The following is a 6,719-nucleotide window of genomic DNA, read 5'->3' on the forward strand; positions in this document are numbered from 1 at the left end:
GATGTGGTTTGGATAAAGGTTTTACAGGGAGAGTTTAACTGATGCAGTGCACGAGATGTGGCTCTGAAAAGGTTATAATAAATAGGAAATATTCAGGACAGGTACTCTGCAGCCAGTGCTTCATAGAGACCACCAGAAAGAAGGTTATGAGGGATATAAGGAGACAGGGACTCATAGAACGCGGTGACAGGGTACTTGTGGGATTGTCCGGAGGAAAGGACAGTATCATGGTCACGGATATACTTGACGAGCTCCGGCAGAGAAACATGATAGAACTGGAAGCGGTAACCATAGACGAGGGCATAGGAGGCTACCGTGAGGACGGTGTGAGGATAGCTGAAAGGTTCTGCACTGAGAGGGAGATACCCCACAGGACTGTGAGCTTCAGGGAATACCTCGGCATAACCCTTGATGAGATCATGCAGAACCCCTCAAGGGGGGCCTGCACCTACTGCGGTGTCTTCAGGAGGTGGATACTCAACAGGGAGGCTAAAAAGATAGGGGCAACAAAGATAGCCACAGGCCATAACCTGGACGATGAAACCCAGGCCATAGTCATGAACTACCTTGAAGGAAACATCGAGAACCTCACAAGGATAGGTCCCATAACGTCATCCGCCGGCGGAAAATTTATACCGAAGATAAAACCCCTCAGGGAGATCCCGGAAAGGGAGGTGGGCCTCTATGTCCTTGCCAGGGGACTTGAAGCTCACCTGGCAGGATGTCCCTATGCATCAGGATCCTTCAGAAGGGAGATTGGGGACTTCCTGAAACAGATATCCGTCAAGAGACCAACAATAATGTACTCCACCCTCAGGGGATTTGATAGGATAAGGGACGTCATCAGGGCAGAGTTCTCATCCACACAGAAATCAGGGACCTGTATGGAATGCGGTGAACCCTCAGCAGGAGACCTGTGCAAGGCATGCACTTTCCTCTCAGAACTGAAGGGTGAGGACTGAAGGCACCCTGATATGAGCAAAAAGGTGGTGTAAGCATGAAATTCACGGTCATAATCGATGATGAAAAGAGGATAATGGAATCAGAAGAGAACAAAACAGTTAAGGATGTTCTGGATGAACTTGAAATTCCCATCGAAACTGTTGTTATCAGGAAGAACGGTGAACTGATAATCGAGGAAGATGAAATCAGTGATGGAGACATCATTGAGGTTATAAGGGTAATATACGGTGGATGAACCGGGGGTTATCAGGATGAAGGTCTACTATGAATGCGCACCATGCTTCATGAGGCAGGCAAGGGAGGCCCTGGACCTTGCAACCGATGATGAAGAACTCAAACTCAGGGTCATGGAGAAGATCCTTGAACTCTTAAATGAAAGGTTCACTGATGGGATGGTCTCAAATGAAATTGGAACCGCAGTCCACAGATTAATAAAGGAAATGACGGGTATAAAGGATCCTTACCTCCCCCTCAAGAGGAGATCCACTGATATTGCAGGGAAATTCATTCCCGTGGCAGAGAAGTACCTCAGGAAACACCGGGACCTTGAAAGCCACGTCAGGGTTGCTATAACAGGAAACATAATAGACTTCGGAGCCCTCGGCATGGACTTCGACCACCATACAGGTATAGAGGAATCCTTCAGATCACCCCTCAGGATAAACCATGTCCCCCTCCTTGAGGAGATGCTGGATGATGCCGGTGAGGTCCTCTACCTGGTGGACAATACCGGTGAGATACTCTTTGACAGGGTTCTCATCGAAAAACTACTCGACTATGATGTCAGCGTGAAGGTTGCTGTTAAGGGCAGACCCATACTCAATGATGCATGCATGGAGGATGCCCTTGAGGCGGGTATAGATGAGTTGGCTGACATCATTACAACAGGCACGGACTCGGTCGGTGTTGTCTACAGTGAAATCTCAGATGAATTCAGGAAAACCCTTGAGGAAGCAGAACTTGTAATTGCAAAGGGCATGGGCAACTACGAGGGCCTCACTGAGATGCCTGAGGTCTCAAGGAAAACATTCTGCCTCCTCAATGCCAAGTGCCATGCAATTGCAAGGGACATGGGAGTTGAAAGGGGAGATAATGTCGCAGTAAAAATTTAGGAGTCATTTATGGATGAGTTAAAAAAATGGGTCATGGCAGGTCTTCTGATGGGAGTCCTTGCTGTGCTTATAATTTACTTTTCACAGCCCCACAGCAGCCCTGACCCTGCAGTGAAGGAAGATGGATTTGAATGGCACACAAGCCTTGATAAGGCCCTTGAGAAGGCATCAGTGACCGGTAAGGATGTTCTGGTTATATTCTCCGCTTCGTGGTGTCCTGCGTGCCGGCAGATGGAGGAGGACACCCTTCAGAATGATGAGGTAATGAAAAGGATTTCAGAGAACTATATCGGTGTCAGAATCGATGTAGACTCAAACCCTGAATTATCATCAGAGTACAGGATATACGGTGTTCCAACCATAATAATACTCGACTCATCTGGAAACCAGATAAGGAGATCTGAGGGCTATATGAGCCCCCAGGAGCTCATGTCCTTCCTCTGAGGAGTCCAAATGCAGACATACATCCTTTCATTCATGGCAGGCGTCCTTTCGGTCCTGTCACCATGCATAATACCCCTCGTACCGGTCCTTATTTCAGAGGCGGTAAGGGGCGGGGGGAAGGACACGATAATCTTCTTCGCTGGTTTCATGACCATATTTATCTTCATAATCACACTCACAGCCATATTCACAGCAGCAGTCACCCACTATCTCCTCTATGCAAGGATTGTAAGCTCCTCTCTTCTGATTCTGATGGGTTACTTACTTTTAACTGAATGGACTCCAGGAGTGTCCTTCAGAGTCCCTTTAACAGAAAATCCATTCCTGAAGGGACTGTTAACTTCCCTTGCATGGACGCCATGTTACAGTCCCTACCTCCTTGGTCTCATGGCATACTCTGCTGCAGGAGAAGCTGTAATCTTCAGCGCAGTTAACATGGGCCTTTACACAGCAGGATTCTGGTCAGCCCTATTCATGGTCTACCTGGCAGCAGATATCACCATAAGAAGGGTCATGGCAGGGACTGAATACATCAGGAAGTTCTCAGGTGCCCTGATAATAACTGCAGGGGTCTACATGCTCTACCAGCTCATCATCCGGTGATGTATTTAATTAATGATGATTCAATAGGATCATAGGAAGAGGTGATATCTTTGAGGGTTGGATTCATAGGCTTCGGTGAGGTCGCCCACACACTGGCTGCTCGTCTGATCCAGGAGGGGGCCGAGGTATTCACATCCCTGGAGGGCAGAAGCCCGGGGACCATGAGGAGAGCACGGGAACTTGGTGTAACTGACTCAGAACCAGAGGAGGTCTATTCTGCAGATATAATAATATCCGCTGTAACACCGGCCTCTGCAGTTGATGCTGCAAGGATGGCAGGAGCCCATGTGAGGGGAACATATGTTGATGTAAATAATATCGCACCCCTGACAGTTAAAAGGGCCCTTTCATACATAGAAAATGGGAGGGTTGTGGATGCAGCCATAATGGGCAGTGTAAGGAGAAAAGGGGCGGATGTGAGGATAATAGCCTCCGGTGAACATGCAGGGGATTTCATGGCACTCAACGACTACGGCCTCAATATTGAGTTGAGGGGTTCCAGGGTGGGGGATGCATCGGCCCTTAAAATGCTCCGTAGCAGCTACACCAAGGGTGTTTCAGCACTCCTATGGGAGACACTCCTTGCAGCATACCGGATGGGTCTGGAAGAGGACGTTCTGGAGGTCCTTGAATATACTGAAGGGGATGATTTCAGGAAATCATCCATTTCAAGGATTAAGAGTTCAGCAGGACACGCAGAAAGACGTTACGAGGAAATTCATGAAATTGAAAAAATGCTATCAACCGTGATGGACCCTGTCATGACCGGCTGTATCATGAAGGTCTTTAAGAGAATCTCAAGTATGGAATTACCCCATGAAAGTGAAGATTACAGGGACATACTTGAAGCAGTAAGGTGATTAGGAATCTAATGGCATCTGCTGAGATGAAGGAGTAGGCGGGTGATTATCCATTTATCAGTTCCTTGGGGGCCGCCATGGGCTGGTCATGTAATTATAGACACTGATATAAATTAGGAGACACATATAACCCTATGGTGACTAGATGACATCCAGCTTTGAGAGGGAATGTGCTGAAAATCTTATGGAGCTCGTTGGCAGAAAGGTGGTTGATGTCAGGTTTAAGGTGTATGACGATGAGTGCTGGCGGATTTATATCATCACAGATTCCGGTAAGATGGTTATGACTTTCTGCAGGGACTGGAAATGTCCTGTTGTTGAAAAAAGGAATAAATGATGATAATTGACAAATCAGGCCGGGAGCTGCTGAAAAAAGGGAATACTTGAATTTAACCGATATCTATAAGAATCCTGAAACCTTCCTTCTTCCTTAAAACCTTCCCATGGAATGGTATTATATGTGAGTCGATTATGAATCTCAGGTAGGTTGCAAGCTGAGCCCTGAGGTGAAGGGGGCTCCTTATCTTAACACCATCCCTTATCTGACATGATAGAACACCCTGCCGGTCCACGTAGATCCCCGCATCCATACCATCCCTCAGGACTTTAACCTCATGTTTTCTGAGATTTAAGCCAGCCTCAAAGGACCTGATGGGGGTAACATCAGGGCGCTTCTCCATAAATATCCTGTTGGCTTCACGGGAATCCATACCTTCCCTTACCTTCTCTGAAACAAACCATGCCCTTTTCATCACACTTTCAGTGCTCTGCTCGGGAGGGATCCACCCCTTTACTGTATAATGGTCAATGAGGTCCTTCACCTCAGACCTTTCAACGTTCATCTCAAGGGAACTCATGGCAAGTCTGGTCAGGACCGGACCGTAACCTGCCCTCCTGAAGGCAGCCCATATCTGATTCTCCCGGTAGTATCTCCTGTTTTTTATGATGGAGTTAACGGCATCAGCATTCAGGTAGGCGATTTTCATGAGATCCGCCTGGGAGAGGTTGTTCATCCTGCCGGTTATGGCTTCAAGGTCCCTCCTGCCTGGTACGGTTCCCCTATCTATTTCCCTTTCAAGGATCTTCACCGTGGTCTCTGGTAGGAGTTTCTGCACATCTTCAGGTATTTCCATATCATTTTCAATTATGCGCTGCCTTATCTCTCTCCCTGAAATCTTTGAACCATTAACCGTGAGCTCGGGGATTATATGGAATCTCATCTTTCTGCCGTATTTACCGTAAAGGAATTCATTAACCGCAAACCATCTTATAACGTTCCTGTTTGGCAGTTCACGGGGTATGCCGCTGAATATGCCCCTTGATGCGAAATCCCTGGCCTTCCGGATTATCAGGTCAGGGGATACGTTGGCAGCATCAACATAGTCAACCACTCCATCCTCTATCATCATGGCTATCCGTATGGGGACGGTGTAGGCCAGTGTGAGCCTGTAATGAAGGCCTTCTATGGGCACAACCCTGTCAGCGCCTGCAGCAAGGGCCATTTCCTTACGGGCATGGTAGGGGACAAAGAATGGGGCGTGGTTTGCACTGAAATCCTTGTTAAGGTATATAACCACTTCGTCTCCTGTTTCATCAGCTATTTCCCGTCCCTTCTCTATCAGCCGGACATGTCCAAGATGGACCGGGTCAAAATCAGCACTTATACCTATCATATGAATCCTCGAATGATCTATAGGGTTTCAGGTGTCTTCACTGTACCTTATTTCAACTGAACCCGTGAGCTCTGAAAATTCCCTTTCAGCACTCCACCTGGCCCTGCATTCACATTCATATTCAGGAACAGGGACCTGTTCAAGGTTGGACCGTATTATAAGCTTTTTAAGGTCTCTGTTACATTTTTTACAGTTGAAAGGCCCCCTTGAAGTTCCAAAACCCGATGTATCCATTATTGATGGTATTGAAACTGATTCACGTGTCCTGTTTATTATTTCAACAAGGCTCCATATCCATGGCGGTCTGTAGGCACCCCTCCGCCAGAGATCCTCAAGCAAAGTTCCCCGGTGTATGGTCACAGGACAGAATGAAACCCTGTCAACACCAATCTTTTCAGCGTAGACTGCCGTATCAACGGCCTCTTTTATAGCATTCTTCTCTGAGGTGAGTATGGGTTTTACAAGGATGTAAACCTTTGATTTTACCATGAATCCATCCTTTAATCTGTTTATAATCTTAACAGCATCTTCAAAGTCCCTGTTACTGAAGCCCTTGTTTATCTTAATGAGTCTTGTCCGCTCATCCAGTGTTTCAAGACCCATACTGACCTCAAGGATTTTATCAGGGGCCCTGGCACAGCATTCCCTGAGTATCTCTTCTTTAACATACTCTGGCCTTGATTCGAATATTATCTCCTCAACACCATCAACTGTGTTAAGGTGGTCCAGTATGTGGTTTCTTGCATCTTCAGGGAATTCGGCGGGGTTCAGGAAGCTTCCTGATGTGAATATCTTCACAGCGGTCTTTTCCTGTATATCGTACCTTGAGATGAGTTTCTCGAAGATTTCAATGATTTTATCTGATCCTACAGGTTCAAGGTGTGAATCTGATATGTAACTGCACATTGTGCAGCCGCCACTCTCGGAGAGGGCCCATGAGCACCCGATGGTTGGGAGTATCATGAATATTGCCTTTCCAGGCCCAGAATAGAGCAGGTCATTCTGCATCCAGGCTGTTGCCAGTTCTTCAGGGCTCCTCTTCTTCATCCTTTTAATGGCCCTTT

Annotated in this window: 9 protein-coding genes (1 of these 9 only partly in view); 7 read left to right on the plus strand and 2 right to left on the minus strand. The window is 47.1% G+C overall.

What is annotated here, in order from left to right; all coding sequences use genetic code 11:
* Positions 1–41: 41 nt before the first annotated feature.
* The 7 genes from N5910_RS01480 (at position 42) to N5910_RS01510 (ending at position 4,319) form a co-directional block, all read left to right on the plus strand.
* Positions 42–962, plus strand: coding sequence for a TIGR00269 family protein (locus N5910_RS01480; protein WP_074358429.1), 921 nt, complete (start codon positions 42–44; stop codon positions 960–962).
* A gap of 35 nt (positions 963–997) precedes the next feature.
* On the plus strand, positions 998–1,198 hold the full coding sequence (locus N5910_RS01485; protein WP_074358430.1) for a MoaD/ThiS family protein: 201 nt from the start codon (positions 998–1,000) through the stop codon (positions 1,196–1,198).
* A 16-nt stretch (positions 1,199–1,214) separates the two neighbouring features.
* Positions 1,215–2,075 carry a damage-control phosphatase ARMT1 family protein gene (locus tag N5910_RS01490; protein ID WP_074359695.1) on the plus strand — a complete coding sequence of 287 codons (861 nt, stop codon included), beginning with the start codon at positions 1,215–1,217 and terminating at the stop codon, positions 2,073–2,075.
* Between the two features lie 9 nt (positions 2,076–2,084).
* Positions 2,085–2,519 (plus strand): thioredoxin family protein, encoded by a 435-nt coding sequence (locus N5910_RS01495; RefSeq protein WP_074358431.1) that lies wholly within the window; start codon positions 2,085–2,087, stop codon positions 2,517–2,519.
* 9 nt (positions 2,520–2,528) lie between these two features.
* Positions 2,529–3,122, plus strand: coding sequence for a cytochrome c biogenesis CcdA family protein (locus tag N5910_RS01500; RefSeq protein WP_191216351.1), 594 nt, complete (start codon positions 2,529–2,531; stop codon positions 3,120–3,122).
* 50 nt (positions 3,123–3,172) lie between these two features.
* Positions 3,173–3,982: an NAD(P)-dependent oxidoreductase gene (locus N5910_RS01505; RefSeq protein WP_074358433.1), complete on the plus strand. Its 810-nt coding sequence runs from the start codon at positions 3,173–3,175 to the stop codon at positions 3,980–3,982.
* Between the two features lie 145 nt (positions 3,983–4,127).
* Entirely contained in the window at positions 4,128–4,319 is a 192-nt protein-coding gene (locus N5910_RS01510) for a hypothetical protein (RefSeq protein ID WP_074358434.1), read from the plus strand.
* 52 nt (positions 4,320–4,371) lie between these two features.
* On the opposite strand, the gene N5910_RS01515 is transcribed toward N5910_RS01510, so the two are convergent.
* Positions 4,372–5,655, minus strand: a complete 1,284-nt coding sequence (locus N5910_RS01515; RefSeq protein ID WP_191216352.1) for an adenylyltransferase/cytidyltransferase family protein — start codon at positions 5,653–5,655, stop codon at positions 4,372–4,374.
* A gap of 27 nt (positions 5,656–5,682) precedes the next feature.
* Positions 5,683–6,719 carry the 3' portion of an archaeosine biosynthesis radical SAM protein RaSEA gene (locus tag N5910_RS01520; protein WP_074358436.1) on the minus strand. The gene runs 31 nt beyond the window's last position, so only the last 1,037 of its 1,068 coding nucleotides appear in the window; its start codon lies off the right edge, out of view — the gene reads right to left on this strand; the stop codon is at positions 5,683–5,685.

Origin of the sequence: Methanothermobacter wolfeii (assembly GCF_025397995.1) — an archaeon.
Taxonomy (GTDB): domain Archaea; phylum Methanobacteriota; class Methanobacteria; order Methanobacteriales; family Methanothermobacteraceae; genus Methanothermobacter; species Methanothermobacter wolfei.